Below are 24,710 nucleotides of genomic sequence, written 5' to 3'. Positions count from 1 at the left end.
AAACAGCCGGTTGTCCTTGCCGCTGCGGCCAGGATCGCTCGGCTTGCCGAGACAAAGCGGCTCCATCTTCGCCCATTGGCCGTCAGTCAAAACGAATCGTTCCATCCAAAGCTTGAATCACAGCCAAGCACGAATGAGAATCCTGAATCCCAACAGACCCTAATCAAGACAGAAAAAAAGAGCGGTAACTATTGGGACCGGCCGAATGTTACCAATAAGGGATCTGATGGAAGGTTCCCGGCCGTCGGGAACTTTTTTGCGACCGATCAGCGAGCCTGTTAGACTTAAGCGTAAAGCGGGAACGAAAATCTCACCTTGGCGTTGGCGTCCGCGGGGCAGGATTTCAGATGGCCAAGAAGACCAAACAGCTCGAAAGGGACTACTTCGAGAGCGAGCGAAATTTCCGTCTTTTGGTCAAGGGCGTCACCGACTACGCGCTCTATATGCTGAGCCCACAGGGCATCGTCGCGAACTGGAATGCCGGCGGCGAGCGAATCAAGGGCTACGCGCCCGAGGAAATCATCGGCCAGCACTTCTCGCGCTTTTATACCCCCGAAGATCGGGCGGCGGGCAAGCCGGCGCGGGCCTTGAAGATCGCCGAGGAGACCGGTCACTACGAGGAAGAAGGCTGGCGCGTCCGCAAGGATGGCTCGTTCTTCTGGGCGAGCGTTGTGATCGACCCGATTCGCGATCCTTTCGGCCGCCTGATCGGCTTTGCCAAGATCACCCGCGACATCACGGAGCGACGCGAAGCGCAGCTCAAGCTGGAGCAGATACAGCGGCAGCTTGCGGAATCCCAGAAGATGGACGCGCTCGGCCAACTGACCGGCGGTGTCGCGCACGACTTCAACAATCTCTTGATGATCGTCTCGGGCAATCTGCACAAGATCAAGAAGGAGCTGACGAGCGTGAAGGCCCTGCGCGCGCTGAGTGCGATCGAGACCGCTACTCAACGTGCCGCGTCCCTCACCAGCCAGCTCCTCAGCTTCGCCCGACGACAGAGTGTCAATCCGCGGACCATCGACGTCGATCGCCAGATCACGTCCGTGCGTGAGGTGCTAGCGAGTGCGCTCGGCAGCATGGTGACGTTGCAGATCGATATCCAGCCCGACGTCTGGCCGGTCTTCATCGATCCCACCGAGTTCGAAACCGCCCTCCTCAACCTTGTCATCAACGCCCGCGATGCGATGCCGGAAGGCGGCACCGTCACCGTGTCGGCGCACAATGACTTGGACAAGGATCAGGTTCTGATCTCAGTTGAGGATAGCGGCGCGGGCATTCCACAAGATGTGCTCAGCAAGGTGTTCGATCCCTTTTTCACCACCAAGCCCATCGGCAAGGGAACCGGCCTCGGCCTCTCCCAAGTGCATGGCTTCGTCCACCAGGCCGGCGGGACGATCGAGATCGAGAGCGCACTTGGCAAGGGCACCACGGTCCATCTCCGCCTGCCCCGCAGCAGCGCGGCCGAGCATTACGAACAGGAGAGCGTGAATAAGCAAGCCTCGGCAACCGTCCTGCTGGTCGAGGACAACCCCGCTGTGGCCGACGCGAGCGCCGGGCTGCTCGAGCAACTCGGCTACACCGTCCGCTGGGTGCCTAACGCCGAAACGGCGCTGCAAGAGATCGAGGCTGACGATGTCGACCTCGTGTTCAGCGACATCATCATGCCCGGCAAGATGGACGGACTGAAGCTGGCGCGCGCGATCAGGGAACGAAACCCGACGCTGCCGGTCCTGCTCACGACCGGTTATTCCGATTCCGCCAAGCACGCCAGGATGGATTTTCCAGTCCTCCGCAAGCCCTACCAGCTTCACGAGCTCAGCCGCGAGTTATCCAAGCTGACCGGGCACGACTGACCCCGCGGCGCGGGTCGCCATTTCTTGCCGCCCGCAGGAACCTGCCCGCCTCCAGATCTGTTGTTGCGACAGCCATGGGAAATGCCGCTGGAGCATCGATGGCCAATGACGACCCGCAGGAGACCGCCGAAACGCAGCAAGCTCGCGCACCGGAGGGATTTGGCGGCATGTCGTCCGCTCGTGCTCGACGATTCCAGCTCCGATGAATTGCTGGACGATTGGATGGTCGCCTATCCGGGCACCGAGTTGGTCGCGTCGGCGGCCTGAGCCTGACGAGCTGAAGCCAATTAGCGACCTCGTCAACCAGTCTGGCTCGTGGACGGCCAGCTTCCCCGGACGAGCCGGACCCGTTCGATGCGCCCGCATTCCTCGCAGCGATATTGAATGACGTCCTTGCCATCCTCGCCCGGCGTGCTCCGCTCGAGCCGCATCGTCTTCCTGCAGATGACGCAGGAGATCAGTGTGAGCAGCGGGTTGCGATCGTCATTCATCGTTCCCGTCCGACACAAAACTCTCCGAAGTTAACCTATGTGACGGTTGCGGCGGCCGAAATGGGCCATCTTGTCACCATTCGATGTAGTTATTATTGATGGCCGCCGGGGGCTGAGCTTATGGAACGTAGGCGATCTCCATTGGAGCGACAGGCGGCCGACGCGCTGCGCCGCGCACGCAGGCTCCCCGTCGGCGCCGACCGCAACGATCTTCGCCAGCTTGCAGTCGGACTGCTATGGTTGCACCGCCGTGGCATGGACGCCCTGATCGAAGGTCGCCTCCAGGGTTTTTCCCGGCTGAACCGGCCTCTTTCCGAAACAATCGTCGATTGACGTTCCAAGAATTGACGTTCCAAGAGCGGGAGCATCGTGCGACGCGGCGCAAGACCCTTGCCGCGTTATTGCAAACTCCTCCGCCTACGGCCGATCGGTGCGAGCCATACGGCCGAAAAAAAGTCCGGCGGAAGCTGGCTCCGCCGGATAGTTCTAGGGAGGAGCCTCCACGTGACTCCGGTACACCCTCGCTCATGGCAGTGGTTGCATCCGTGTCAGCCGGCGCCGGTTGGCAACCGTGCATTCACGTCGCCGGCTCAAGCTCCCGCCCGACCCGAAAGCACGGGTCCGCTGGCGAGGCTGGTTGTTGCGCTCAATCCTTCTTCGGTCGCACAACCGGCTGCCGTTTCAGGTGCTCTCTGACGTCGGGCAGCCGTTCGCTGCCGCCGGCAGCTTTCCACTGACCGATCAGCTCAGTCATCTCCGAACGCATCGCAAGCAGCCGGCGCGCCGCTTCCGTGCAATCGTGATCGTGATTGATCTGATCACGGACCACGCCCTCGGCGACGATCATCTCGTCCCGTAACACACTGATCTTACGACGGATTTCATTAATTCTATTATCCATGCCTTGTTAGAACAAAAATAGAACATAAAGTCAAGTCACGGATTTGAGACCATGAGGCAGACCCATGAGGACACCGGTGGCGAAATATGGCGGGGTACGCGAGCGCGCCAGTGCTCAAATGACCCGCGCCCAGGCATTGCGATTGAAGGGCCTTGCGGAGGAGGCCTACCAGCCCAGGCAATACGCGGGGGATCTGAGCTTTGAAGAAGCCGAGCGGCGCATTCAGGCGCTCGAGGCGGAAATTGCGCTGGCGGATTCGTTCTAAAGCATGATCCGGAAGAGTGGACGCCGGTTTTCCGAAAAGATCATGCTCAAACGAAGAGCTAAAGCGGGATGACGATTCGAAGAAAAGTCATCGCGACTTAGCCTGACAGCCCCTCGCCTCCTGTTAACAAATGATATAGCCGGGTGACTTAAGCGTTGGTTGGTCGTTGCCCGGAGCGTCTCTTGCTGGATATCGAAAGGAATTCGCCGCTCCCGTTCCCGCTTGCGTTGACGGACGGGCGGACGATCGCGACCGTTGGCGACGTGGCGGATTTCTTTTCATCGCTCACTGAGGATCAGCGCGAACGCGTTCACTGGCGAACGGCGATCCTGATGCTGAACAATGCGATGAAGGAATCGCGCTATCTGAAGATCGCCACCATCAACCTGCGCTCAGCGCTTGCCTATGACCGCTTGCTGGTGGAGGACGCGTCGTGACCGTGTTCGTACGGTCATGGCCGAATCACGGCCTATTGCGTAAGCAAAGCCTGTTATGGCCGCAAACAAGGTAACGGCGGTACAACAGGGCGGCCCGGGCTGAATTCGCCGCGGCTGCAATCCGGAGGCTGCCTTGGGGGCCAGGCGGCCCGTTTCCTTTCAAAGAAGTTTTGCGCGCACGAATAGCGCGCGCAGCGCATTGGTCGCGGGGATCGCCAGCATCGCGTTGTCGGCGGCTTTCTCCAGCGCGCTGACCGCCTCATCGTGCAGCGTGCGGAATTCCATCCACTCCACCGAGTTCAGATTGGTGATGAAGCGATAGGCCTGGCCGACGGTCGCAATGGTGACCGTCTCGCCGTTCAGCTTGATCTTGAACGTCGCCTTCAGCGGTGTGTCGGAACTCGATACGTCACCCATGACGCGGTTGTGCAACGGGCGTAGCCAAAGTCAATCTAATTCTGTCTCCCGCCCTGGACGTTCATCCCCACAGGCCCGATCTCTGTTAGCTTTCTCCGGGGTGATTCGTGCTCGCGGACAGCAAAGACACATATCTGGATGCGCTCAATCCTACGCAACGGCGCGCCGTGGAGCACGGCGTCGGGCCGGATGGAACCATTGGCGCGCCGCTTCTGGTGATCGCCGGCGCCGGATCAGGCAAGACCAACACGCTGGCTCACCGCGTCGCGCATCTGATCGTCAGCGGTGCTGACCCACGCCGCATCCTCCTGATGACCTTCTCGCGCCGCGCGGCAGCGGAAATGACCAAGCGCGTCGAACGGATCGCCCGCCGCGTGCTTGGCGACAACGCCGGGATCATGACCGATGCCCTCGCCTGGTCCGGCACATTTCACGGCATCGGCGCGCGACTATTGCGGGAATATTCCGAGCGGATCGGGCTCGATCCTGCCTTCACCATCCATGACCGCGAGGATTCCGCCGATCTCATCAACCTTGTCAGGCACGACCTCGGCTTCTCCAAAACCGAGAGTCGTTTCCCGACCAAGGGAACATGCCTTGCGATCTATTCCCGCTGCGTCAATTCCGAGACGCCGATCGAGGGCGTGCTCGGCGCGTTCTATCCCTGGTGCTCGGGTTGGGCGGGCGAACTGAAGCGCCTGTTCGCCGCCTACGTCGACGCCAAGCAGCAGCAGAACGTGCTCGATTATGACGACCTCCTGCTCTATTGGGCGCAGATGGTGACCGATGCTGCGCTTGCCGACGAGATCGGCGGCCGCTTCGACCACGTCATGGTCGACGAATACCAAGACACTAACCGCCTGCAATCATCGATCCTGTTCGCGCTGAAGCCCGGAGGGAACGGACTTACAGTCGTGGGCGATGACGCGCAGTCGATTTATTCGTTCCGTGCCGCCACGGTCCGCAACATCCTGGACTTTCCGGACCAGTTTACGCCGAGGGCGGAGCTCATCACGCTCGATCGCAACTATCGCTCGACCGAGCCGATCCTGTCAGCCGCAAACGGCGTGATTGCGCTGGCCAAGGAGCGCTTCACGAAGAATCTCTGGACCGAGCGAACATCGTCGCGCAAGCCGCAGCTCGTCGCCGTCCGCGACGAGGCCGATCAGGCGCGTTACATCGTCGAGCAGGTCCTGGCGAACCGCGAGGAAGGCGCGTTGCTCAAGCACCAGGCGGTCTTGTTTCGCACTTCCTCGCACAGCGGTCCGCTGGAAGTCGAACTTACCCGCCGCAACATTCCCTTCGTGAAGTTCGGCGGGCTGAAATTCCTCGACGCCGCCCACGTCAAGGACATGCTGGCGCTGTTGCGCTTCGTAGAGAACCCGCGCGACCGCGTCGCCGGTTTTCGCATCCTGCATCTGCTGCCGGGCGTCGGGCCGAGCTCGGCGCAGCGGGTGCTCGACCGCATGGCCGAGGCTGCCGATCCGATTGCCGCACTCTGCACCCTGCCTTCGCCGCCGCGCGCCGGCGAAGACTGGAAGGGATTTGTCCGCGCGATCGAGAACCTCCGCTATTCCGAATGGCCGGTCGATATCGAGCGGGCACGGTTGTGGTATGAGCCGCATCTCGATCGCATCCATGAGGACGCCGAGGTCCGCCGCGCCGACTTGATCCAGCTCGAGCAGATCGCAAGCGGCTACCCGTCGCGCGAACGCTTCCTGACCGAGCTCACGCTTGATCCTCCGGATGCGACCAGCGACCAGGCCGGCCCGCCTTTGCTTGACGAGGACTATCTGATCCTGTCGACGATCCATTCCGCCAAGGGACAGGAGTGGAAGTCGGTCTTCGTGCTCAACGTCGTCGACGGCTGCATGCCATCGGATCTTGGCGCCGGGACCAGCGCCGAGCTGGAAGAGGAACGGCGCCTGCTCTACGTCGCCATGACCCGCGCCAAGGATGATCTGCACCTGATCTTGCCACAGCGCTTCTTCGTGCACGGCCAGAGCGCCAAGGGCGACCGGCACATGTACGCCTCACGCACGCGTTTCATCCCGGAAAGGCTGGTGCCGCTGTTCGAGCGCACCACTTGGCCGATCGCGCGCCCGGCGACCGCCGCGCCGGCAGATCGTGCAGCGCCGGTCGACATCGGCGCCAAGATGCGCGGGATGTGGCGCTAGCCGAGACGGCGATCGGGAACGATCCCTGCGGCGTCACGTTGATGCCAAGTGCAAAACTTTTGCGATGGCTCCCGTGGCGGATGATGAAGCCGCGTCAGAGCCGTCGTCCGATGAGCAGTCGTGAAAACCTTCCCGTGTGCCGTGCTGTTACTTTCTCGAGAAGACCTGCTTGAGGTAGCAGAGTCCATCGTAAGTCAGCCGCGTCTCGCGGGTCTCGCCCTTCGCTACTTCGCCTTCCAGGAACGTCTCGAGCTCCGGAAGCGCGCGCTCGAACTTCTCCGTGATGCCCATCATCACGCAGGTTTCCTTGATGCGTTCGATCGGTTTTTCAAGAACGTCGATTTGAACCATCGCCTTCAAATTCATGATCCCGCGCTTTGTTCCGACCGCCTCGGCGGAAGGCCGCCGCCGGTCTCGGAGAATCATCTGGTGATCACTTAACTAGCCACGAGTCTACTTGCCATGCGTGTCAGCAAGAAGAATGAGCGATCAGACAAGGCGGCGCGGCTGTGGCCTCTGCTCGCTCTGAACTTCTTCATGGCCGACATGCAGTCCGGCATCGGGCCATTCGTCGGCGTCTTCCTGCAGGCGCATGGCTGGGCGAGCGGCTGGATCGGGACCGCGATGACGATAGGCAACGTCGCGGGCATGCTGATCACGACGCCGATCGGCGGCTTCATCGATGCAAGCAGGCACAAGCGCGCCTGGGTGATCGTGCCGGGCGTCGCCGTTGTCATCGCCTCGGCCCTCATTCTCCTCTCGCAGAACTTCTGGGCCGTCGCTGCATCGCAAATCGCGACCTCGCTTGCCGGCGCGGCCATCGTTCCCGCCGTCACCGGCATCACGCTTGGCATCGTCAGGCAGAAGGGCTTCAACCGGCAGAACGGCCGCAACCAGGCCTTCAACCATGCCGGCAACATGGTCGGCGCGGCCGCATCGGGCTATCTCGGCTGGAAATACGGCTACACGGCCGTATTCCTGCTGGCGGCGCTCTTCGGCGCCATTGCGATCGCCTGCGTCCTCTTGATCCCACCAAAGGCCATCGACAACAACGCCGCGCGCGGCACCAAGGAGGATGACCCGGAGAGCCAGCCAAGCGGCTTCACCGTTCTGGCAAGGCACAAGCCGCTGCTCGTCTTCGCATTCGCGCTTGCCGCCTTCCATCTCGGCAATGCCGCGATCATTCCGCTTTATGGATTGGCCGCGGTTGCCGACGGCCACGCCAAGGGCCCGGATTTTGTGGCGACCACGATCGTGATCGCGCAGGCCGTCATGATCGTGACCTCGATCGTCGGCATGCGCGCGGCGGAAAGCCGCAGCTATTGGCCGGTGCTGCTCGCGTCCTTCCTGGTGTTGCCGGTGCGCGGCATCCTGGCGTTCTTCCTCACGGGATGGTGGGGCGTGCTGCCGGTGCAAATTCTTGACGGCATCGGCACCGGCCTGCAGAGCGTCGCGGTCCCCGGAATGGTCGCCCGCTCGCTGAACGGTACCGGCCGCATCAATCTCGGACAGGGCGCGGTGATCACCGTTCAAGGCGTCGGCGCTTCGCTCAGCCCCGCGCTCGGCGGCTGGATCGCGCAATGGATCGGCTATCCGCCCACATTTGTCCTGCTCGGCGCACTTGGCCTGGTCTCGGTCGCGCTATGGGTCGGCTTTGCCTCCGAAATGAAGAAATATTGATGCCCTCTGGCCCGCTCTGGTTCCGGCGGACCGGAATGCTTAGATCGAGATGACCACCCCTCCGCCGATGTCCCTCTGTGAAGAAATCCGTGGTCCTCCTTGTCCTGCTGATTGTCGTTCCGCTTGCCTTTTCGACGGTCACCTATTTGCTCGGAGACCGGCGCGTCAGTTGGCAGACGGCTGACCGCTCGAGCGCCGGCCTCTTGCCCAAAGCCTCCGAACATCCTGACGCCGTCATCCGCGTCTATGCTGCGCGCACCGTGCGGTGGCGCGGGATTTTTGCGGTCCACACCTGGATCGTGGTTAAGGAACGAGACGCGCCGCGCTACAGCCGCTACGACTACACGGCGTGGGGTGCACCGATCCGGATCGACGGATTCGTGGCCGACGGCCGATGGTTCGGTGCCGTGCCGGAAGCAATCGTGAGCGTGGACGGCGCGAAAGCTGAGCCGTTGGTTCCGAAGATCCGGGCGGTCATCGAGAATTACAGATTTCGCGACGATGGCGATTACAGCGCCTGGCCTGGTCCGAACTCGAACACATTTGTTCAGGCGGCGCTCGACGCCGTCCCTGAGCTGCAAGCGGTGCTGCCGCCGACGGCAATCGGCAAGGACTATCCCTATCGGGGCGAGTGGTATGGCATCACTGCGTCACGCACCGGTGTCTTCGCCACATTGGGCGGCTATCTCGGTCTGACGATGGGCTGGATCGAAGGGATCGAGCTGAACTTGTTTGGCGGAGTTCTTGGCATCGATATCCGTCGCCCTGCCCTGAAGTTCCCGGGCATCGGCCGACTCGGCCTGCCGCTGGCTCAGCGATAGCTGGCTGCATGGTTGTTGTCGGAAAGAACGTTCATTCGCGGAGTATTTTCCTTGCCTCTTCTCAATCGTACGACCAGCGCTGCCTTGGGATTCATTATCCTGCTTGCGCTACTTGCTCCGCCGATAGATCGGGAGGCGAAGGCACAAAGCGCGACCGCTGCCGCCCTCGCCAAGCCCGTATCATTACCCGACATCGCTATCGGCTCGCCAAAGGCGCCGGTGACGATCATCGAATATGCCTCGATGAGCTGTCCGCATTGCGCAGCGTTCGGCGAAAACGTCTTTCCGATGCTGCGTTCGAAATATATCGACACCGGCAAGGTCCGGTTCGTGTTTCGCGAATTCCCGCTCGACATCAAGGCCGCAGCCGCCTCGATGCTGGTGCGTTGCATCGGCAAGGACGATCCGGAAAAGCACTTGGCCGTCATCGAGACGCTGTTCAAGCAGCAGGCCCGCCTGATGGATCAAACAAAGGAAACGCTGTTCCTGGTCGGCAAGCTCAACGGGATGAGCGAGCAGGAAGTCGAAACCTGCGAGACCGACCAGGCGCTGCTCGATAAGATCGCCGCCGACCAGCGCTACGCAATGGAGACGCTTAAGGTCGACGCGACGCCAACCTTCTTCGTCAATGGCGAACAATGGAAGGGCGCGATGTCCTACGAAGAGCTGGACGCGAAGCTCAAGACCCTGCTCAAGCGCTAGGCCTTTTCGCTCTCGCACATGCGATTGTGCAGAGCGGGATACATCGCCTCATTGTCACAACGCAGACGTGCTCCGCGTGCTGGTGGGCTTGTCGTTCGCCGCAGCCCAAGGATAGCTTCGTCGTCCACAGGCGGGGCGATGGGCGCGACGCCCGCTTGAATCAAATGAACAGGCGCCATGGGGAAACGCCATGTTCGAGATTCTCGATCGCCGGAGGAGTCTGACCGGCAACCAGATCAAGATCCTTTCGGCTGCTGTCATCGGCGACGCGCTGGAATTCTTCGATTATTTCCTGATCGGCTTCGTGCTCGCCTTCCTGATCGGGCCGTGGAAGCTCACTTTCGGACAGTCGGCGACGGTGCTGATGAGCTCCGGCATCGGCGCCATCATCGGAGCCTATGTCTGGGGATGGCTCGCCGACCGGGTCGGGCGCCGCATCGTGTTCATCGGCACCGTGCTCAACTTCTCCATCGCCACCGGCCTTCTGTACTTTACCCCCGATAACGGCTGGATCTATCTCGCGGTCCTGCGCTTCTTCGTCGGCACCGGCGTCGGCGGGCTTTATTGCGTGGACCTGCCGCTCGTGCAGGAGTTCGTGCCCTCGCACAAGCGCGGCTGGGTCGGCGGCCTCGTCACCTGCGTGATCCCGCTCGGCGTCGGGCTCGGCGCCGTCCTTGGGGCGTTCATGGGCTCCGACCAGTGGCGGCTGATGTTTGCGATCGGCGTGCTGCCGTCCCTGCTCGTGCTGCTGGTCCGGCTCTGGGTTCCGGAGAGCCCGCGCTGGCTGTGCCGCCAGGGCCGCTACGAGGAAGCGCGCAAGTCGCTCGCCTGGGCGCTGCAAGTGGAGCCGTCCTCCCTCCCGCTGCCGACAGCGGCCGATGCCGGCCCGGTGATCAAGACGAGCTGGCTCGATCTCTTCAAATATCCGCGCAGCCTGATCGTCTCCTGGCTCGGCAATGCCGGCGCCCAGACCGGCGTTTACGGCATCACCCTGTGGGCGCCGGCGCTGTTCGTGCTGATCCTGAAGGTGACGCCGCAGGAAGCCGCCAAGATGATGATCCTGCTCAGCGTGTCCGGCTTCCTCGGCCGCATCTCCTTCTCCTATCTCTCGGAGCTCCTGGGACGGCGGACCTCCGGCGGCCTGCTCGGCTTCGGCGCCGGCGCGCTGACGATCATCGCGGGCTATCATTACGACGCAACGATGTTCGGCGTCTCCGCGTTCTGGCTGCTCTTGACCCTGGCGTTCTTCTTCGCCGATGGCGGCTTTGCCATTGTCGGGCCCTATGCGGCGGAGGTCTGGCCCTCGCATCTGCGCACCACCGGCATGGGCTCGGCCTATGGCTTCGGCGGCATCGGCAAGATCATCGGCCCGGTCGGCCTTGCGCTGATCGTCGGCTCCAGCAACTACCTGAAGCCTGATGTGCCGCTGACGCAAATCCCGACCGCCTTTGTCTATCTCGGCTGCTGGTTCCTGATGGCCGGGCTTGTCTATTACTTCCTCGGCATCGAGACCAAGGGCAAGTCGATCGAACAGATCGATCGCGAGCTGACGGCCGGAGCCGACGTGGCCGCGACCGCGTCGGTCCGGCAGGCCTAGGAGTTTTGAGCGATGATCGCGACGTCTGCCGAACTTGCGGGCGATCCGGCTGTGCTCGCCCGCGCGAAAGCGGTGCAGCCACTGGTGGCAGCGGCCGCAAACGAGATCGAGCAAACGCGCCGGTTGCCGCCGGCGTTGCTCGACCAGCTCCATGACCACAGGCTGTTTCGCCTGTTGCTGCCGCGGTCGTCGCAGGGGATCGAGACCGATCCCCTCACCTTCTTCCATGTCAAGGAGACCATCGCCCAGGCCGATGCCTCGACGGCGTGGTGCCTGAGCCAGGCCGGCGGTTGCGCGATGGCGGCCGCCTATCTCGACCTCCCGGTCGCGCATGCGGTGTTCGGCGATCCCCGCGCGGTGCTGGCCTGGGGTCCCGGCCCAAAGGTGAAGGCGGTCGAATGCGAGGGTGGCTACCGCGTCACCGGCGTCTGGTCGTTCGCCTCCGGCGGGCGACACGCCACCTGGCTCGGCGCGCATTGCCCGGTCTATGCGGCCGACGGCTCGCCGAAACGCGATGCCAATGGCGCGCCGATCGAGCGCACCATGCTGGTGCTGGCCGAGGACGTCGAATGGACCGACATCTGGAACACGGTCGGCCTGCGCGGCACCGCCAGCGACCAGTTCACGCTGAACGACTTCTTCGTCCGCGCGGACCATTCGATCACCCGCGAATTCGAGCGCGAACGCCGCGAGGACGGACCGCTCTATCGGATGGGGTCAGGCACCTGCTACCAGGTCGGCTTTGCCGGCGTCGCTTGCGGCATCGCCCGCGGTGCGCTCGACAATTTCGTCGACGTGGCGCGCAACAAGGTGCCGCGCGGCGCCAAGAGCCCGCTGCGCGACAACGCCGTGGTGCAGTCCGGCCTGGCCCTGGCCGAAGTCCATCTGCGTGCCGCGCGCGGCTTCGTGCTGCAAGCGATGGCCGACATCTGGAAAGACCTCGTCGCCGGCAACGACATCACGGTCGAGCAGCGGATCACCATCCGCATGGCCGCCACCCACGCCATCCACAAGGCGCGCGAGGCGGTCGACTTCGCCTACAATGCCGCGGGCGCAACCGCGATCTTCGAAGGCCATCCGCTCGAGCGCCGCTTCCGCGACATCCACACCGTGACCCAGCAACTGCAGGGCCGGCACAGCCATTTCGAAACCGTCGGCGCCTGGATGATGGGTGCCGACTGCGACCTGACCTTCGTCTAGTTTCCAGGGAGAACACCATGCCGCTCGGCCGACTGCAGCATTACACGATCGAACCGCAGGACCTCGAAAAGACCAAGAACTTCTATTGCGACGTGCTGGGTCTTGAGAATGGCGAGCGGCCGCCGCTCGATTTCCCCGGCTACTGGCTTTATTCCGGCGGAGTCGCCACCGTGCATCTGATGGGCACCCGCAAGCCGCGCGAGGGCATCGTGGTCCGCGGTACCGAGAAGACATACGAAGACACCGGCCGGCTCGACCACATCGCCTTTGCCGCGACCGACGTCGATGGCGTGCGCAGGCGCCTTCGGGAGCACAACATCCACTTCCGCGAAAGCATCGTGCCACGCACCGGCGACACCCAGTTCTTCTTCTACGACCCGGACGGGGTCGCCGTGGAACTGAACTTCGCCAAGGCCTAGCCAAGGTCTAGCAAAGGCTCTCCGGGCATAAGTTCCGCACCGGTTCATCGGCCAGCCCTGCGCTGGCCGAAGCCATTTTGTGGCGCCACGCCAACGGGTTCCCGACAAGACCTTCAATCAGCCATAAGTCCGGCCTGAATCAGTCGAGGTTTCTACAACTTTGCATGACGATTGGAGGGGCCGCGCCGCTGCGGCAGGATAGCCGGGTGCCGCGCCTTCAACCTACCCCAGGGCTTGGTTGCCCGGCTATTCGTGGCGGCCATCGAAGCGCGCCCCCGCTCAATCCAGCCCCCGCTCGTGGCTTAAGCGGACCATTTCGTTGATGAAGGTCTGCTTCTGTTTGTCGTCGAGGCTTGCATAAAGCGGTTCGGCGGCATCGGCCACGTTGCGCTGGTCGACCGCGCGATCGTTGAGGAACTGGGCCTCATTGCGCATCTGCTCGACGATATCGTCCGGCGGGTCGCGCTTGGCGCGGGCAATGCGCAGGTTCACGCGATCGGCGCCGTTGTGACCGAGATAGTGCATCGCACTATTGAAGCCCGCCCAATACTTCTCCTGCTCGGGCGTGAGGTTCAGCTCTTTTTTGATCCGCTCGATATTGGAGTCGCTGTTGGCGACGATCTGTTCGGCCGTGAGCTGCGGCACGTTCGCCTGGGTCAGCATCTGCGGCTGCTTGGCGGCCTTATCCTTTGCGGCCTTTGCGGCCTTGCTGCTCTTGGCCGGAGCGCCTTGCTTGTCGGCTGGCGCCGGGTTCGTGTTGGTGCCGGTGAGTACGCCGGTCACCCCCGTAACCACGCCAACCACACCTCCGATCGCGCCGCCCAAGACGCCACCGACCGGCCCGGCGGCCTTGTTGCCTTCACGGGCCCCTTGCTGGACGCCCTGAACCAACCCTTGCGCCTCCGCGCGCGGCGAGGCGTTGACGGACAGGATAGCAGCCACCGCCAGCGCGGCGCAGATCCTCAAGCGCGCACGCAGCTTCGATACCAAGCTTGGCATTATCGGAGTCTCCATGATCGATCGTGATTGCGGCTGACGCACCGCCGATTCCGGACTTTATCGTTCTCGGCGCGAACAGGTCTACCCGTCGCGTCGCTTCGGTCCAAAGGTGAACCGCGAGGGCGACCTGGACCCGCCCGCTTTGCAACGCCTCGCGTGCGCCGCAAAAAGATTTCTGCCAGCGCCCTGCGGCAGGCATAGCGCGAAGATTAACAGATCCGACTGCCTGCAATTTGCACACAACGTTAGTTCTACGAAAGCATTCACCTGATTTCTCGACAGGCGCCGACAATTCTGCTCTGATCTAAAATGAGGAAATCGCCCCGCCGCCTCGAATGCGGCGAGCCAAAAAAACAAAAACGAGATTTCGCAAGTCTTTGACGGTCGGCTCACCAGGGAGGGAACGCCATGTCACGGAAGAAGCTGTCTCGACGAGAATTTGTTGCGGCTACAGCGCTGTCATCGGCAGCGCTGGTTACGGCTCCTTACATCCGCGGCGCCTATGCCGCGGGCACGCTCTCGATTGGTTTCTGGGATCACTGGGTGCCCGGAGCCAACAAGGCTTCGACCGAGCTCGTCAATGAATGGGCGGCGAAGGAAAAGGTCGAGGTGACGATCGATTACATCCCGAGCCAAGGTAATAAGAACCTGCTGACGATCGCCGCCGAAGCCCAGGCGAAGTCCGGCCATGACATTCTGCAGATGCCCACCTGGTGGCCGCAGGCGCACGCCGAACTGCTCGAGCCCGTCAACGACATCATGGACCAGCTCGTCAATCAGAACGGCAAGGTCAACGGAACGGTCAATTATCTGGGGCAAGCCAACGGCAAGTGGCTCGGCGTTCCCGCCAGCGTTGGCAGCCAGATCAAGGGCCCCTGCTCGCGCATCGATCTGATGAAGAAACATGCCGGCATCGATGTGCAGGAAATGTATCCGGCGGGCGCGCCGCCGAAAGACGAGAACTGGACATTGGACACGTTCCTGAAGGCGGCCGAAGCCTGCCACAAGGCCGGTGTTCCCTTCGGCATCGGCCTCGGCGAGACCAGCGACAACGTCGACACCGCGGGCGCGATCTTCCAGTCGTACGGCGCCGAGCTCGTCGATGCCAAGGGCAATCTGACCGTCAAGACCGATGCGGTGCGGCAGTCGCTCGAGTTCTACAAGAAGCTGATCGCGTTCCTGCCGCCGGATGTGTCGGCATGGGACGACGCTTCCAACAACAAGTGGCTGGTCTCGGGCAAAGGGGCGATGATCATGAATCCGCCCAGCGCCTGGGCCGTCGCCAAACGCGACGCGCCGCAGATCGCCGAACAGTGCTGGACGCACGGCTTCCCGGCCGGACCGAAAGGCCGCTTTGCGCCCTATCTGCCTTTCTTCTGGAACATCTGGGCGTTCTCGAAGAACAAGGCAGCCGCCAAGAGCCTACTGGTCCACCTGTCGCAGCCGGCATCGGTCGAGAAGATGGTGGTGGCGAGCGGCGGCTATGACCTGCCCGCCTATGAGAATCTGACGAAGCTGAAGGTTTGGGAGGAGGAAGGGCCCCCGAAGGGCACTCTCTTCAGCTATCCGGACCCCTACCATAGGCAAACGCTGTCGATCGCGGCCTCGCCGGCGCCGCCCAAGATCGCGCAGCAAATCTATGCGCAGGCAACGCTGACGAAAATGTGCCTGCGCTATGCCCAGGGCGAAGCGATGGAAAAGACGCTCGCCTGGGCCGAAGGCGAGTGTGAAGGCTTCATGCGGAGCTGAGAACGAACGTGTCGTCGCGGTGGCCCGAATCGGCCGCCGCGACACGGACCGTCGCCGCTGTTGGCGGCATCAGGTCCGACGTTCCGGATTCTCCGTTGAAATAACTCTCGCGAGGAAGATCGATCATGGCCGATGTCGCCCTTCACCCGAACCGTGTCCAGGCAACAAAAGCCACACGGAGGCGCAACGGTTTACACAATGCGCTGAGGCGCAAGTCGACGGTCGCGTTCCTGATGACGTTACCGCTGATCCTCCTCGTCGCGGCGTTCGTCATCTATCCCGCGTTCTACTCCCTGCATCTGGCGACGCTGAACAAGTCGATGACGAAATTCATTGGCCTCGGCAATTTCGAGTTCCTGTTCAAGCGCGACACGTTCTGGCTGGTGGTGAAGCAGTCCTGCATCTTCGCGATTTCGGCCGTGATCTTCAAAGCGTTGATCGGCTTCATCGTCGCGCATTTCGTGCACAACGTTCCCGCCAACAAGCAGCGCAGATGGCGCGGCATGTTGCTGGTGCCCTGGGTGATCCCCCCGGCGATGAGCACGCTCGCCTGGCTGTGGCTGTTCGATCCTTCCTACAGCGCCTTCAACTACACGCTGTCCTTCTTCGGCATCGGGCCGATCCCATGGACCGGCGATGCGAACTGGGCGCGTTTCTCCGTCATCCTCGTCAACGTCTGGTATGGCGCGCCCTTCTTCATGATCATGTACCTGGCGGCGCTGAAATCGGTGCCCGAACAGCTCTATGAGGCGGCCGCCATCGATGGCGCCAATTGGTGGCAGCGCATCTGGTATGTGACGCTTCCGATGATGCGCAACATCATCGCGATCACGACGCTGTTCTCGCTGATCGTCACCTTCGCGAATTTCGATATCGTGCGGATCCTCACCGCCGGCGGCCCGCTCGACCACACCCACATCTTCGCGACGTGGGCGTTCCGCATCGGCATCGAAGGCAGCGATATCCCGCTCGGCGCGAGCGTCTCGTTGTTCATGGTGCCGATCCTCGCGGTCGCGGCGATCTTCATCCTGCGCGATATCTCCAAGCGAGGGAACGAAGCCTGATGAGCGCAATCACGATCGACAAGGCCGGACCGAGCCGCAAGGTCAAATATGGCAGCATCAGCCGCGACCGCGCCTGGGCGCTGCGCTGGTCGTATTTCTTCCTGGTGCTGTTCGCGATCTTCTCGCTGACGCCGCCGCTCTACATGCTGATCACCTCGCTGAAGAGCAGCGCCGAGATCTCGGCGGCGACCAACCCGTGGTGGGTGTATCATCCGACGCTCGAGAACTATATCGGGCTGCTGACATCGAACCAGTTCCTGCGCTTCTTCTGGAATTCGGCCTGGGTCTCGATCTTTGTGGTCACCATCACCATGCTGATCAGCGTGCCGGCGGCCTTTGCGCTGGCACGGATGAAGTTCTGGGGCTCGGCAACGCTCGCGACCGGCGTGTTCCTGACCTACCTCATTCCGGACACGCTGCTCTTCATCCCGCTGTTCAAGATGTTCGTCCTGATCGGCGACTGGACCGGCATCCAGCTCATTAACCGTTGGTACGTGCTGCTGTTCATCTATCCGACGCTGACGGTGCCGTTCTGCACCTGGATCATGATCGGCTATTTCGCCTCGATCCCGAAGGAGCTCGACGAGGCGGCGATCATCGACGGCGCGTCCTGGTTCCAGACATTGACGCGGATCTTCATTCCGGTCGCACTGCCCGGCCTGATCGCGGCGACGATCTTCGCCTTCACGGTCTCCTGGGCACAGTTCCTCTATCCCCTGGTGTTCACGACCTCGACCGACCAACTCGTGCTGCCGGTCGGCATCATCACCACCCTGATCAAGGGCGACGTGTTCAACTGGGGACAGATCATGACCGGGGCGCTGCTCGGCGCCGCACCGCCGCTGATCATCTACGCCTTCCTGATGGACTATTACATTGCCGGCCTGACCGCCGGCGCGACAAAGGGTTGAACTCATGGCCGAAGTTTCGCTGCGGAAAGTCGTGAAGCGTTATGACGAAGTCGAAGCGGTGCGCGGCATCGATCTCGACATCGCCGACCATGAGTTCGTGGTGCTGGTCGGTCCATCCGGCTGCGGCAAGTCGACCACGCTGCGGATGATCGCAGGGTTGGAAGACATCTCGGACGGCGACATCACGATCGGCGGCGACATCGTCAACGACGTGCCGCCGAAGGACCGCGACATCGCGATGGTGTTCCAGAACTATGCGCTCTACCCGCATATGACGGTGGCCGAGAACATGTCCTTCGGGCTGCGGCTGAAGCACTATCCCAAGGCCGAGATCAAGAGCCGGGTGACGGAAGCGGCGCGCATGCTCGACATCACCGACCTGATCGACCGCAAGCCGAAGCAGCTCTCCGGCGGCCAGCGCCAGCGCGTCGCCATGGGCCGCGCCATCGTGCGTAATCCCAAGGTGTTCCTGTTCGACGAACCCTTGTCCAACCTCGATGCCAAATTGCGCGTGCAGATGCGGATCGAGATCAAGAAGGTGCACCAGAAGGTCCGCACCACCACCGTCTATGTGACCCACGACCAGGTGGAGGCGATGACGCTCGCCGACCGCGTGGTAGTGATGAATCATGGCCGCATCGAGCAGATCGGTGCGCCGAACGAGCTCTACCACAAGCCGGCGACCCGTTTCGTCGCCAGCTTCATCGGCTCGCCCGCGATGAACTTCGTGCCCTGCCGACTCGAGGATGTCGGCGGGCGGCTGCATGTGCGCCTGACCGACCGCCTCGCCTTCCCGTTACCGCCCGCACGTGCGGCCCGCTACCAGGCCGTGCCCCGCACCGACAAGCTCCTGCTCGGAATCAGGCCGGAACACATCGCCGAGGCCCGGCCGCATCTGCACCCGGGAGTCGAGCCGTTCGACGCCGTGCTCGACGTCACTGAGCCAATGGGCATGGAGACCCTGGTCTATTTCACCCTCGAGGGCGCCCAGATCTGCGGCCGGGTCAATCCGAATGCCGGCGCGCAGGATGGTGCCCCGCTCCGCTTGGCTGTGGACCTCAACAACATGCATTTGCTAAACGAGGTGACCGGCGTCGTCCTCTAGAGCAAGGCCCGGAAAAGTGGAAATCGGTTTTCCGAAAAGGCCATGCTCAAATAAAGAGATAGGATCATGGTCCGATTCCATGGAATCGGACCATGATTTGACCACGCAAGACGTAACAGCCAAGGGCAGGAAATGACGACCAACAAGAAGAAGATTTTTGTCACACAAACTTTCTCACCGGGGGCGCGGGCTCTCCTCAACGAACGGGACGACATCGAACTCGTCGAATTTCCCAACCTGATCTCCGCCAGGGATTTCGAGGTCTTGCTGAAGCAGCATGCCCCGGTCCATGGTGTCGCGCTTGGCGCCACCCGTTTCGGCGAGCCGGAGCTCGAAGCGTCCGGAGATATGAAGGTGGTGACGCGGATCGGCGTCGGTTACGACGCGGTCGACGTCCCGGCGCTCTCGCGCCGCAAGGTGCCGCTGATGGTGGCGGGCACGGCGAACTCGCCGTCAGTGGCCGAACACGCCCTGTTCATGATGCTGACGCTGGCCAAGCGCGCGCAGGAAATGCATGCTGTCGTCAAGGATGGCGCCTGGGCGAACCGGCTCGGCGTGCTGCCCTTCGATCTCTACGGCAAGACGGTGTTGATCGTCGGATTCGGCCGCATCGGCACCCGCACGGCCAAACGGTGCCTCGCGATGGAAATGCAGGTGCTGGTTTACGATCCCTACAAGCCGGTGAGCGAAATCGCGGCCGCGGGCTGCGAGGCGGTGCCGGATCTCGACGCGGCGCTGCCACGCGCTGATTTCGTCACCATCCATTGCCCGAAGACGCCGGAAACGATCGGCATGTTCAACGCGGCGCGCTTCAAGCTGATGAAGCCGACCGCCTATCTCATCAACACCGCCCGCGGCGGCATCGTCGATGAGAAGGCGCTGCACGACGCGCTGGTATCGGACAGGCTTGCCGGCGCCGGCCTTGACGTGTTCGAGCAGGAGCCGCCACCGGTCGGCCAGGCCCTCCACAGCCTGCCGAACGTGATCATGGCGCCACACGTTGCCGGCGTCACGGTCGAAGCCGTCGACCGGATGAGCGAGCAGACCGCACGCAACATCCTGAGCGTCCTTGACGGCGCGCCGGTGCGGCAGAACGTGATCAACCAGGACGTGCTCAACTAATCCGTTAAAACCGTCTATCTTCGGACGGGCCGACAACGATCGGCCCGTCATCAGCGCATGGCCTGTGGATACCGCTGCTTCCGAAAGGTCATGCTCCAGCAAGAGGGATAGAGACGAATGCGCGTCGTTCGCTCTAGGTGTGGAATATGGCTTTCAAGGAATTCGGCAATTACGACGCGGTGGGCCTCGCCGAGCTGGTCCGCAACAAGCAGGTCAGCCCGCGCGAACTGCTAGACGAAGCGATCGCCCGCACGGCCAAGGTTGATCCGGAGATCAATGCCGTCGTCGTCAAGCACTACAATTATGCCGAGCAGCAGATCGACAAAGGGTTGCCGGACGGACCCTTCACGGGCGTGCCGTTCCTTCTGAAGGACCTCGACCTCCTGCAGGGAACGCGCACGACCTCCGGCGCCAGCGTTAACAGGGATTTCGTCGCGGACCACAGCAGCACCCTCACCCAGCGCTTCCTCGACACCGGCGTGACCATCTTCGGCAAGACCGCGAGCCCCGAATTCGGGCTGATGCCGACCACGGAGACGCGCCTGTTCGGGCCGACCCGCAATCCCTGGAATCTCGCGCATTCCTCCGGCGGCTCCTCAGGCGGCGCCGCCGCCGTTGTCGCCGCACGCATCCTGCCCGTGGCGCACGCCAGCGATGGCGGCGGCTCGATCCGCATCCCGGCTTCTGCCTGCGGCGTGTTCGGCATGAAGCCGAGCCGGGCCCGCAATCCGGTCGGTCCCGATCGTGGCGAGGGCTGGGGCGGCTTTTCGACCTCGCATGTCGTCAGCATCAGCGTGCGCGACAGCGCCGTGATGATGGACGCGATCCACGGTCCGGAGCCATGGAGCCTCTATGTCGCGCCGCCCCCGGCGCGTCCGTTCTCGCAGGAAGTCAGCCGCGATCCCGGCCAGCTTCGCATCTCCTTCACGGACAAATCGCCCTATGGGGAGGCGATCGACCCGGAGGTTGCCGCAGCCGTCCGCGACACCGCAAAACTGCTCGCCGACCTCGGCCATCATGTCGAGGAGCGCGCCCCCACCCTTCCCGCCGATCCATCCACGGTGATGACGACGATTGTCAGCGGCAACACTGCGGTCAGCGTGCGAGCAATCGAGCAGCGCATCGGCCGCACGGTGACGGGAGACGATCTGGAAGTCCTGTCGCTGGCAAGCGCCCACAACGGACAAAATATCACGTCGGCGGACTACATCGCCGCGCAGCTCGCGGCGTTCCAAATCTCGCGCAGCCTCGCGATCTTCTTCGAGGGCTGCGACGTGTTCCTCAGTCCGACGCTGTGCACGCCGCCGATCCGGCTCGGCGAGATCAACACCATGTCGGACGACCTGGCACAGATCGGTCCGCTCCTGCGGCGCTACATGCCGGGTACCTCGATGTTCAACATGTCCGGCCAGCCTGCGATGTCGGTGCCGCTGGCCTGGAGCAAGGACGGCCTGCCGCTCGGCATGATGTTCGCCGCCAAGCTTGGCGACGAAGCAAGGCTGTTCCGCCTCGCTGGCCAGCTCGAGCAGGTGCGGCCTTGGAAGGACAAGCGTCCGCCGGTATGTGCGTAAGGGAAAAGCTGCCGCAGGGCCAAAACTCAGCCTCATTCCGGGGTTGAGTAGACGGGAAGTGTCGGCAACCATCTTTGCCGACCAACCCCAGGGAAAGAGATTTTGAGCCAGAGCGATCCTACCGATAATGCGCTTGCCGCCATCGCCAGCATTTTGGACGAGCAGCACGCGCCCCCGCCGATCGAGAAGCCGCAGGCCGAGCCGGCGGCGGTCGAAGAGGAGCCCGCGAGCCCGCCACCGCTGGAAGCCCATGGCTATTCCAAAGTCGGCCCCGGCCCGATGGCCGCCCTCCGCTTCAAATGGACGGTGCGCGAGCAGGATGGCCAGTATTATGTCGACGAGACCATCGGCGAGAATTCGAAGCCCTTGGTGAGCGGCCCGATGGATCGCGAGGCCGCGATCAGGTTCGTGGATGACCGCGAGGTCGACGCACATCATCGCTTTGAGGTTTTGAAGCAGGAAATGGCCAGCCGCGCCGCCGTCGCCAGCCTGGTCCGCGAGGAAGGCGGCGAGATATAGAGCGTTTTCGGGCGAAGTGGATACCGGTTCGCGTAGCAATCAAGTTTACGCAGATTGCGTAGACTTATCTGCGCAGAAAACGCGTCGAAACAAGAATTTAGAGCTTCGGTTCTGATTCAATCAGAACCGAAGCTCCCCCCAGCTACGCCGGTCTTGGCGGCCCCAGGAAATCCTTCTTGACGAGATCGACGCCGGCGTGACGCAGGATGTCGTAGGCGGTCGTGACGTGAAAGAAGAACTGCGGCACGCTGAAGCCAAGCAGCAGCGACCGCCCGGTGAAGGTGCGCTGCGCGCCGCTCTTGAAGGTGAACACCACCTCCTTGTCGCCGGCCTCGTCGATCGCAGCACGCGGCAGGCTTTGGACGAAATCGATCGTGGCTGCGATCCTGAGCTTGAGCTCATCAAGATCAGGCTCGATGTCGCCGAACCTGAGCGGCTCGTGCCCGGCCAGCAGCGCGCAACAGGCGATCGCATGGCGATTGGCTTCGCCCACCTGCTGCCTGAGACCGTACATGTTCGGATAGAGCCGCATGCCGAGCAGCACGGCAGGATCGATGTTTCGCGTCCTTGCGTAGGCGGACGCGTGATCGAGCAGCCCGGAAAGATTGCGAAGATATGGCACGAATACGCCGACCGATGCTTCGTAAACTGAGATTGTCACGATTTGACTTCCTTTGACTGGCTCGACGCGCACATTCCATCTAAAGCCGTCCCAACAGACTATCATCGAGGCAATCGATGGAGGAACTTTGATGTTGCGCGCATTCGTCGGCCTTGTGGCCGCCATGCTGATGATGGCTTCCGCCCACTGCCAGCCGGCAGCGTCGCCTTCCCGGCTCGACGACATCATCCGGCGCGGCACGCTGCGGGTTGGCATGACCGGGGACTATGCGCCGTTCAGCTTTGTCGACAGGACGACGCCCGGCTTCAGGGGATTCGATGTCGACGTGGCGGAAGCGCTCGGCAAGGCGCTCGGCGTCAAGGTCGAATATGTCAAAACGGGTTGGCCGCAGATGACGAACGATTTGGAAGCCGACCGCTTCGACATTGCGATGAGCGGCATCTCGATCACGCTGGAGCGCCAGAAGAAAGGCTTCTTCTCAATCCCGATCGTGCGCGAAGGCAAGACGCCGATCACCCGCTGCGCGGATGTCAACAAATACCAGACGCTTGCCGAAATCGACCATGCCGGCACGCGCGTCATCGTCAATCCCGGCGGCACCAACGAGCGCTTTGCGCGGGCGCATGTGAAGAACGCCGAGATCAAGGTCTTCGACGACAATACCAGGATCTTCGACGAGATCGCCAAGGGCGATGCCGACCTGATGATGACGGATGCGTCCGAGACGCGCTACCAGCAGAAACTGCATCCCGGCGTGCTCTGCGCGGTGCATCCCGATCAACCGTTCGACTTTGCGGAAAAGGCCTACTGGCTGCAGCGCGACGTCCCGCTGAAGTTCTTCGTGGATCAATGGCTGGACATCGCAATGAAGGACGGCACGTTCAAGCGCATCTATGCCGCCTGGTTCGAATGATCCATGCAGCAGCATCAGCCGCGTTCGACTGGAAAATTGACCACTTTATGAGCGCTAACTAGACTGGCGACCAGCCGTTTGAACCAAAGCCGCTGGTACACGACTTACGTTTTGAAAGTGATCTAGGTCACGTTGCATCAGGTTGCTGATGTGCAGCTTCGCTGACCGGGGATTCCCGTTCTGGAGGTCATCATGAAGAAGCTTCTGGCTATCGCTGCGCTTTTGCTCGCAAGCACCGCAGCGCAGGCCCAGTACACCTTCGAATATGGTGGCCACACCATCCGCATCGACCCCGATCGCGGCACCGTCCAGATCCCCGGCGTCTACGACAATACCGGCCGCAAATCCAAACGCGCCAAGAGCGAGGAAGGCACTCGCAAGCAGAAATCGCAGCAGCAGGACGCGAAGACCGATTCGCAGTCCGCGCCAGCTCCGGCGGCTCCCGCTCAGTCCGGGCAAGCCGCAGCACCGGCCGCCCCGCCGCCCGTTCCTGCTGCGCCGCCTCCGGCTGCGGCCTCCACCGAACCCTCGACCGCGACAGCAGCCGTTGCGCCGAACGCACCGGCACCGCAGACCCAGCAGACCGCGGTGCCCGCTCCGCCTCCGCCTCCGGCTCCGACGGTCGCCACAGCCACTCCAGCGCCGGTCGCGAAGCCCATGACACCGGCAGCGGCAGCGCAAGCCAATTCGCCGATCGGCGTGTGGCTGACGGAGGAGAAGGAAGGCAAGGTCCGCATCGAGCAGTGCGGCGCCAACCTCTGCGGCTATGCCGTCGACGAGCAGTCGAACCAGAACGGCGAGCAGGTCCTGCTCAACATGAAGCCCAGCAAGGACAAATGGAGCGGCCGCATCCTCGATCCGAACAGCGGCAGTACCTATGACTCGACAATCGCGCTCAAGGGCTCCGACACCCTGCGTGTGCAGGGCTGCGCCTTCGGCGGCATGTTCTGCGGCGGCCAGACCTGGACACGGGTGAACTGATCCCCACGAATGCTGCGTAGCCCGGATGAAGCGCAGCGCAATCCGGGATCTTTCCGCGTAGCTCCACTGGAGTGCCCCCCAAAAGTGAGACACGGGAAATTAGGGACAGTTCTCTAACGGAGAACGTATGCCCAACAAATCCCCCCGTGTTTTCAGCCGAGAGTTCAAGCTTGAGGCGGTTCGCCGCATTC

General features: G+C 62.5%; 27 protein-coding genes. 21 read left to right on the top strand and 6 right to left on the bottom strand.

The features are described from left to right. The first annotated feature begins 347 nt into the window (after positions 1-347). Entirely contained in the window at positions 348-1,856 is a 1,509-nt protein-coding gene (locus tag ACZYOF_RS31440; RefSeq protein WP_463718183.1) for an ATP-binding protein, read from the top strand. 105 nt (positions 1,857-1,961) lie between these two features. Next, the gene (locus ACZYOF_RS31435) at positions 1,962-2,123 is read left to right on the top strand and encodes a hypothetical protein (protein WP_463718182.1); all 162 of its coding nucleotides are present in this window, start codon (positions 1,962-1,964) and stop codon (positions 2,121-2,123) included. A gap of 32 nt (positions 2,124-2,155) precedes the next feature. Here the strand turns inward: ACZYOF_RS31435 and ACZYOF_RS31430 are convergent, their stop codons facing one another. Next, the gene (locus tag ACZYOF_RS31430; RefSeq protein ID WP_130578220.1) at positions 2,156-2,347 is read right to left on the bottom strand and encodes a hypothetical protein; all 192 of its coding nucleotides are present in this window, start codon (positions 2,345-2,347) and stop codon (positions 2,156-2,158) included. 141 nt (positions 2,348-2,488) lie between these two features. Between ACZYOF_RS31430 and ACZYOF_RS31425 the strand changes: the two genes are divergently transcribed. Further along, positions 2,489-2,680 carry a hypothetical protein gene (locus ACZYOF_RS31425; RefSeq protein ID WP_130578219.1) on the top strand — a complete coding sequence of 64 codons (192 nt, stop codon included), beginning with the start codon at positions 2,489-2,491 and terminating at the stop codon, positions 2,678-2,680. 313 nt (positions 2,681-2,993) lie between these two features. On the opposite strand, the gene ACZYOF_RS31420 is transcribed toward ACZYOF_RS31425, so the two are convergent. Further along, entirely contained in the window at positions 2,994-3,194 is a 201-nt protein-coding gene (locus tag ACZYOF_RS31420; RefSeq protein ID WP_130578218.1) for a hypothetical protein, read from the bottom strand. A 130-nt stretch (positions 3,195-3,324) separates the two neighbouring features. Between ACZYOF_RS31420 and ACZYOF_RS31415 the strand changes: the two genes are divergently transcribed. Both ACZYOF_RS31415 and ACZYOF_RS31410 read left to right on the top strand, forming a co-directional pair. Next, positions 3,325-3,513, top strand: coding sequence for a DUF3072 domain-containing protein (locus tag ACZYOF_RS31415; RefSeq protein ID WP_245475833.1), 189 nt, complete (start codon positions 3,325-3,327; stop codon positions 3,511-3,513). A gap of 182 nt (positions 3,514-3,695) precedes the next feature. Next, a complete protein-coding gene (locus ACZYOF_RS31410; protein ID WP_130578217.1) occupies positions 3,696-3,950 on the top strand; it encodes a hypothetical protein in 255 nt (84 codons plus the stop codon). 159 nt (positions 3,951-4,109) lie between these two features. Here ACZYOF_RS31410 and ACZYOF_RS31405 read toward each other — a convergent pair whose 3' ends face one another. Further along, positions 4,110-4,367: a hypothetical protein gene (locus ACZYOF_RS31405; RefSeq protein WP_028166438.1), complete on the bottom strand. Its 258-nt coding sequence runs from the start codon at positions 4,365-4,367 to the stop codon at positions 4,110-4,112. Between the two features lie 107 nt (positions 4,368-4,474). Here ACZYOF_RS31405 and ACZYOF_RS31400 point away from each other — a divergent pair, with 107 nt between their 5' ends. Then, the gene (locus tag ACZYOF_RS31400) at positions 4,475-6,544 is read left to right on the top strand and encodes an ATP-dependent helicase (protein ID WP_463718181.1); all 2,070 of its coding nucleotides are present in this window, start codon (positions 4,475-4,477) and stop codon (positions 6,542-6,544) included. A gap of 147 nt (positions 6,545-6,691) precedes the next feature. Here the strand turns inward: ACZYOF_RS31400 and ACZYOF_RS31395 are convergent, their stop codons facing one another. Next, the gene (locus tag ACZYOF_RS31395; RefSeq protein ID WP_282531169.1) at positions 6,692-6,970 is read right to left on the bottom strand and encodes a hypothetical protein; all 279 of its coding nucleotides are present in this window, start codon (positions 6,968-6,970) and stop codon (positions 6,692-6,694) included. 36 nt (positions 6,971-7,006) lie between these two features. On the opposite strand from ACZYOF_RS31395, the gene ACZYOF_RS31390 reads away from it, so the two are divergent. The 6 genes from ACZYOF_RS31390 (at position 7,007) to ACZYOF_RS31365 (ending at position 12,963) form a co-directional block, all read left to right on the top strand. After that, complete coding sequence (locus tag ACZYOF_RS31390; RefSeq protein WP_463718180.1) at positions 7,007-8,224, top strand: MFS transporter; 1,218 nt, start codon at positions 7,007-7,009, stop codon at positions 8,222-8,224. Between the two features lie 89 nt (positions 8,225-8,313). Then, complete coding sequence (locus ACZYOF_RS31385) at positions 8,314-9,045, top strand: DUF3750 domain-containing protein (protein WP_463718179.1); 732 nt, start codon at positions 8,314-8,316, stop codon at positions 9,043-9,045. An 84-nt stretch (positions 9,046-9,129) separates the two neighbouring features. Further along, entirely contained in the window at positions 9,130-9,747 is a 618-nt protein-coding gene (locus ACZYOF_RS31380) for a DsbA family protein (RefSeq protein ID WP_245475832.1), read from the top strand. 190 nt (positions 9,748-9,937) lie between these two features. After that, entirely contained in the window at positions 9,938-11,344 is a 1,407-nt protein-coding gene (locus tag ACZYOF_RS31375; protein ID WP_463718178.1) for an MFS transporter, read from the top strand. A gap of 12 nt (positions 11,345-11,356) precedes the next feature. Continuing rightward, the gene (locus ACZYOF_RS31370; protein WP_463718177.1) at positions 11,357-12,544 is read left to right on the top strand and encodes an acyl-CoA dehydrogenase family protein; all 1,188 of its coding nucleotides are present in this window, start codon (positions 11,357-11,359) and stop codon (positions 12,542-12,544) included. 17 nt (positions 12,545-12,561) lie between these two features. Beyond that, positions 12,562-12,963 carry a VOC family protein gene (locus tag ACZYOF_RS31365; protein ID WP_130578209.1) on the top strand — a complete coding sequence of 134 codons (402 nt, stop codon included), beginning with the start codon at positions 12,562-12,564 and terminating at the stop codon, positions 12,961-12,963. Positions 12,964-13,242: 279 nt separating this feature from the next. On the opposite strand, the gene ACZYOF_RS31360 is transcribed toward ACZYOF_RS31365, so the two are convergent. Beyond that, positions 13,243-13,962: a Spy/CpxP family protein refolding chaperone gene (locus ACZYOF_RS31360; RefSeq protein ID WP_165421063.1), complete on the bottom strand. Its 720-nt coding sequence runs from the start codon at positions 13,960-13,962 to the stop codon at positions 13,243-13,245. A 408-nt stretch (positions 13,963-14,370) separates the two neighbouring features. Between ACZYOF_RS31360 and ACZYOF_RS31355 the strand changes: the two genes are divergently transcribed. From ACZYOF_RS31355 to ACZYOF_RS31325, 7 genes are all read left to right on the top strand, one after another. After that, a complete protein-coding gene (locus ACZYOF_RS31355) occupies positions 14,371-15,711 on the top strand; it encodes an ABC transporter substrate-binding protein (protein ID WP_130578207.1) in 1,341 nt (446 codons plus the stop codon). A 125-nt stretch (positions 15,712-15,836) separates the two neighbouring features. Continuing rightward, a complete protein-coding gene (locus ACZYOF_RS31350; protein ID WP_130578206.1) occupies positions 15,837-16,775 on the top strand; it encodes a carbohydrate ABC transporter permease in 939 nt (312 codons plus the stop codon). Next, positions 16,775-17,686, top strand: a complete 912-nt coding sequence (locus ACZYOF_RS31345) for a carbohydrate ABC transporter permease (protein WP_130578205.1) — start codon at positions 16,775-16,777, stop codon at positions 17,684-17,686. Before ACZYOF_RS31350 ends, ACZYOF_RS31345 begins: the two co-directional genes overlap by 1 nt. Positions 17,687-17,690: 4 nt before the next feature. After that, positions 17,691-18,791 (top strand): ABC transporter ATP-binding protein, encoded by a 1,101-nt coding sequence (locus tag ACZYOF_RS31340; protein ID WP_130578204.1) that lies wholly within the window; start codon positions 17,691-17,693, stop codon positions 18,789-18,791. Between the two features lie 132 nt (positions 18,792-18,923). Further along, a complete protein-coding gene (locus ACZYOF_RS31335; protein WP_282531162.1) occupies positions 18,924-19,913 on the top strand; it encodes a hydroxyacid dehydrogenase in 990 nt (329 codons plus the stop codon). Between the two features lie 146 nt (positions 19,914-20,059). Next, positions 20,060-21,484: an amidase gene (locus tag ACZYOF_RS31330; protein ID WP_130578202.1), complete on the top strand. Its 1,425-nt coding sequence runs from the start codon at positions 20,060-20,062 to the stop codon at positions 21,482-21,484. A 102-nt stretch (positions 21,485-21,586) separates the two neighbouring features. After that, entirely contained in the window at positions 21,587-22,003 is a 417-nt protein-coding gene (locus tag ACZYOF_RS31325; protein WP_282531160.1) for a hypothetical protein, read from the top strand. A gap of 142 nt (positions 22,004-22,145) precedes the next feature. Here ACZYOF_RS31325 and ACZYOF_RS31320 read toward each other — a convergent pair whose 3' ends face one another. After that, the gene (locus ACZYOF_RS31320; protein ID WP_463718176.1) at positions 22,146-22,664 is read right to left on the bottom strand and encodes a DUF1993 domain-containing protein; all 519 of its coding nucleotides are present in this window, start codon (positions 22,662-22,664) and stop codon (positions 22,146-22,148) included. A gap of 91 nt (positions 22,665-22,755) precedes the next feature. Here ACZYOF_RS31320 and ACZYOF_RS31315 point away from each other — a divergent pair, with 91 nt between their 5' ends. Beyond that, positions 22,756-23,538 (top strand): transporter substrate-binding domain-containing protein, encoded by a 783-nt coding sequence (locus ACZYOF_RS31315; RefSeq protein ID WP_463718175.1) that lies wholly within the window; start codon positions 22,756-22,758, stop codon positions 23,536-23,538. 192 nt (positions 23,539-23,730) lie between these two features. Next, positions 23,731-24,519 carry a DUF2147 domain-containing protein gene (locus ACZYOF_RS31310; RefSeq protein ID WP_463718174.1) on the top strand — a complete coding sequence of 263 codons (789 nt, stop codon included), beginning with the start codon at positions 23,731-23,733 and terminating at the stop codon, positions 24,517-24,519. Positions 24,520-24,710 lie beyond the last annotated feature (191 nt).

The organism is Bradyrhizobium sp. LeoA1Lang, from assembly GCF_055413685.1.
Note: the sequence above shows the minus strand (reverse complement) of the source record. Positions and strands in the feature narration are given on the sequence as shown.

What these genes read in the sequence shown, in the direction of transcription:
- ACZYOF_RS31440 (WP_463718183.1), top strand. Translation starts at nt 348, where the DNA reads ATGGCCAAGAAGACCAAACAGCTCGAAAGGGACTACTTCGAGAGCGAG.
- ACZYOF_RS31435 (WP_463718182.1), top strand. Translation starts at nt 1,962, where the DNA reads ATGACGACCCGCAGGAGACCGCCGAAACGCAGCAAGCTCGCGCACCGG.
- ACZYOF_RS31430 (WP_130578220.1), bottom strand. Translation starts at nt 2,347, where the DNA reads ATGAATGACGATCGCAACCCGCTGCTCACACTGATCTCCTGCGTCATC.
- ACZYOF_RS31420 (WP_130578218.1), bottom strand. Translation starts at nt 3,194, where the DNA reads ATGATCGTCGCCGAGGGCGTGGTCCGTGATCAGATCAATCACGATCAC.
- ACZYOF_RS31405 (WP_028166438.1), bottom strand. Translation starts at nt 4,367, where the DNA reads ATGGGTGACGTATCGAGTTCCGACACACCGCTGAAGGCGACGTTCAAG.
- ACZYOF_RS31395 (WP_282531169.1), bottom strand. Translation starts at nt 6,970, where the DNA reads ATGATTCTCCGAGACCGGCGGCGGCCTTCCGCCGAGGCGGTCGGAACA.
- ACZYOF_RS31390 (WP_463718180.1), top strand. Translation starts at nt 7,007, where the DNA reads ATGCGTGTCAGCAAGAAGAATGAGCGATCAGACAAGGCGGCGCGGCTG.
- ACZYOF_RS31375 (WP_463718178.1), top strand. Translation starts at nt 9,938, where the DNA reads ATGTTCGAGATTCTCGATCGCCGGAGGAGTCTGACCGGCAACCAGATC.
- ACZYOF_RS31370 (WP_463718177.1), top strand. Translation starts at nt 11,357, where the DNA reads ATGATCGCGACGTCTGCCGAACTTGCGGGCGATCCGGCTGTGCTCGCC.
- ACZYOF_RS31365 (WP_130578209.1), top strand. Translation starts at nt 12,562, where the DNA reads ATGCCGCTCGGCCGACTGCAGCATTACACGATCGAACCGCAGGACCTC.
- ACZYOF_RS31360 (WP_165421063.1), bottom strand. Translation starts at nt 13,962, where the DNA reads ATGCCAAGCTTGGTATCGAAGCTGCGTGCGCGCTTGAGGATCTGCGCC.
- ACZYOF_RS31355 (WP_130578207.1), top strand. Translation starts at nt 14,371, where the DNA reads ATGTCACGGAAGAAGCTGTCTCGACGAGAATTTGTTGCGGCTACAGCG.
- ACZYOF_RS31350 (WP_130578206.1), top strand. Translation starts at nt 15,837, where the DNA reads ATGGCCGATGTCGCCCTTCACCCGAACCGTGTCCAGGCAACAAAAGCC.
- ACZYOF_RS31345 (WP_130578205.1), top strand. Translation starts at nt 16,775, where the DNA reads ATGAGCGCAATCACGATCGACAAGGCCGGACCGAGCCGCAAGGTCAAA.
- ACZYOF_RS31340 (WP_130578204.1), top strand. Translation starts at nt 17,691, where the DNA reads ATGGCCGAAGTTTCGCTGCGGAAAGTCGTGAAGCGTTATGACGAAGTC.
- ACZYOF_RS31335 (WP_282531162.1), top strand. Translation starts at nt 18,924, where the DNA reads ATGACGACCAACAAGAAGAAGATTTTTGTCACACAAACTTTCTCACCG.
- ACZYOF_RS31330 (WP_130578202.1), top strand. Translation starts at nt 20,060, where the DNA reads ATGGCTTTCAAGGAATTCGGCAATTACGACGCGGTGGGCCTCGCCGAG.
- ACZYOF_RS31315 (WP_463718175.1), top strand. Translation starts at nt 22,756, where the DNA reads ATGTTGCGCGCATTCGTCGGCCTTGTGGCCGCCATGCTGATGATGGCT.
- ACZYOF_RS31310 (WP_463718174.1), top strand. Translation starts at nt 23,731, where the DNA reads ATGAAGAAGCTTCTGGCTATCGCTGCGCTTTTGCTCGCAAGCACCGCA.